Origin of the sequence: Mesorhizobium sp. M7A.F.Ca.CA.002.05.1.1 (assembly GCF_003998335.1) — a bacterium.
Lineage (GTDB): Bacteria > Pseudomonadota > Alphaproteobacteria > Rhizobiales > Rhizobiaceae > Mesorhizobium.
This window is the reverse complement of sequence record NZ_RZQI01000979.1, coordinates 1-2,118: the sequence shown is the minus strand read 5'-3', so window position 1 is coordinate 2,118 and position 2,118 is coordinate 1. Positions and strand designations below refer to the sequence as shown.

The 2,118-nt window shown below is 62.2% G+C and carries 3 protein-coding genes; 1 reads left to right on the top strand and 2 read right to left on the bottom strand.

Features of this window, described 5'->3' with window-relative positions; translation table 11 throughout:
- Both EN939_RS31410 and EN939_RS31405 read right to left on the bottom strand, forming a co-directional pair.
- Positions 1-814, bottom strand: an 814-nt coding sequence (locus EN939_RS31410; protein ID WP_164751388.1) for a CaiB/BaiF CoA transferase family protein, incomplete at its 3' end; no start/stop codon positions are given.
- Positions 815-816: 2 nt separating this feature from the next.
- Positions 817-1,368 carry a MaoC family dehydratase gene (locus tag EN939_RS31405; RefSeq protein ID WP_127270127.1) on the bottom strand — a complete coding sequence of 184 codons (552 nt, stop codon included), beginning with the start codon at positions 1,366-1,368 and terminating at the stop codon, positions 817-819.
- Positions 1,369-1,567: 199 nt separating this feature from the next.
- Between EN939_RS31405 and EN939_RS31400 the strand changes: the two genes are divergently transcribed.
- A partial coding sequence (locus EN939_RS31400) for a lactonase family protein (protein ID WP_164751387.1) occupies positions 1,568-2,118 on the top strand: 551 nt, incomplete at its 3' end.

The following is a 2,118-nucleotide window of genomic DNA, read 5'->3' as shown; positions in this document are numbered from 1 at the left end:
AGACAGACAAGAGATCGGCCAGCTTGGGGATCGGCGTCATGGCGATGGCGAGGTAGCCGTCCTTGGCCGGATAGACACCGTAAGGCGCCGACAGATAGGCATGCGCACTGCGGAAACTGGAGCGCCTGGGCAGCCGGCGGCCGTCATTGAGATGCGTGGTCAGCACCTCGAACTGGAAATCGACAAGCGCTTCCAGCAGGCTGGTTTCGATGTGGCTGCCCTGACCGGTGATACCGCGCCGCACCAGTGCGGCCAGAATGCCCTGCGCACAGGCCGCACCGGCCAGCATGTCGCCGATGGCGAGGCCGAATGGCACCGGCCCCTGGTCCTCGTCGCCGTTCAACCACATCACGCCGGAACGCGCCTGCGCCAGGAGATCCTGGCCCGGGCGTTTGACCCACGGGCCGTCCTCACCATAGCCGCTGATCGAGGCATAGACCAGGCGTGGATTGATCTTGCGGACCGCCTCGTAGTCCAGGCCGAGCCGTTCGATGACGCCCGGCCGGAAATTCTGGATCAGCACGTCGGCCTTGGCCAGAAGGCCGCGCAGCGCCTCGAGGTCGGCCTCGTTCTTGAGGTCGATGGCAAGACTTTCCTTGGCCCGGTTGATGGCATGGAAGATGGTGGAATCGCCGCCGATCTCGGTGTCGCTGAGATAGAGCCGGCGCGACAGGTCGCCGCCATCCGGGCGCTCGATCTTGATGACGCGCGCGCCGAGATCGAGCAGCCTCAGCGAGCAATAAGGCCCGGACAGGAACTGGCTCATGTCGACGACGACGAGACCGGCGAGCGGCAATTCGGCTGCTGCCGGCATCGTTATTTCTCCGTCTTGCCGACGAAGTCGGCCGGGTTGCGGTACTTCACCGTCTGCAGATGCTCGCAATAGAGAACCAGCTCGCCTTCGCCCTTGAACACCTCGTAGCTGGCGCGGATCAGCCCCATCTCCTGGTAGCGGGGCTTCTTGTCGAGATTGGAGCGGATCGAATAGATCGTGTCGCCAATGAAGACGGGTTTTATGAAGCGGAGCTTGTCGTAGCCATAGGAAAAGGCGTTGACGCAGTTGGTGGCGACCAGTCCCAGGCCAGCCGAGAAGACGAAGGCGCCGGCGATCAGCCGCTTGCCGAAAATGCCTTCGCTCTCGGCAAACATCTGGTCCTGCACATAGGGGTGGATGTCGAGCACCAGCGTGTTGAACAAATGGCTGTCGCCTTCGGCCATGGTCCGTCGCAACGAGCGGATCTTCTGCCCGACCGGCCAATCCTCATAGAACCAGTTTTCGGCGTTCCATACCGGCAGCGCGGCATGATCCGCCGGCATGTTCTTGGGATGCGTCGAGGCGACACCGACGGTGGATGCGAAATCGTTCATGACCGAATCCGCCAGTCCTGCCGAAGGGACCGCGCAACCATTTGAACACGCATCAAGGCGCCTGAATGCAAGACGTCTCCTCCCGTCAATCTTCTTTTGTAAATAGTATTTTCACATATGGGGTTGCGTTGCAAGCGTGAACAGGCGAAATTTTGGCTGCTCCCGCGCGCCGAAGCGCAGGCGGGCAGGGAGGAAAATCATGCGCAAGGATTGTCTGGTCTTTGTCGGCAGCCTGAATCGCGAGGCGCCGTATTTTCAGGGCGCTCGGGGCGTCGGTCTCGGCGTCTACAGCTTTGACGAGGAAACGCTGGAAACCCGAAAACTGGCTGAAGCCGATGACGTCGACAATCCAACCTTCTTCTCGGTGACGCCGGACGGTTCACACGTCTACGCCAATTCGGAAGTCTTCACCTGGCGCGAGGGAACTGTCTCCGCCTACAGCTTCGATCGTGCCTCGGGCGCGCTCACCTATCTGAACAAGCAGCCATCGCTGGGCAGCATCACCGCCCACAACACCATCACCCGCGACGGGACAAAACTGCTGGTCGCCAATTACGGCATGGGCGAGGGCGGTCCGGATCGCGCGGTGGCGGTCTATGGCTTAGAGGAGAGTGGTGCCTTGTCGGCCCCGCTGGCCAGCGTCTCGCATTCCGGCAGCGGCCCGAATGCGGCACGGCAGGAGCGCTCGCACGCCCACAGCGTCACCGAAACCATCGGCGGGGGGACAGCCATCGTCGCCGACCTCCGCAT

Excerpts from the sequence above, each read along its gene's own strand:
- EN939_RS31405 (WP_127270127.1), bottom strand. The coding sequence starts at position 1,368 with ATGAACGATTTCGCATCCACCGTCGGTGTCGCCTCGACGCATCCCAAG.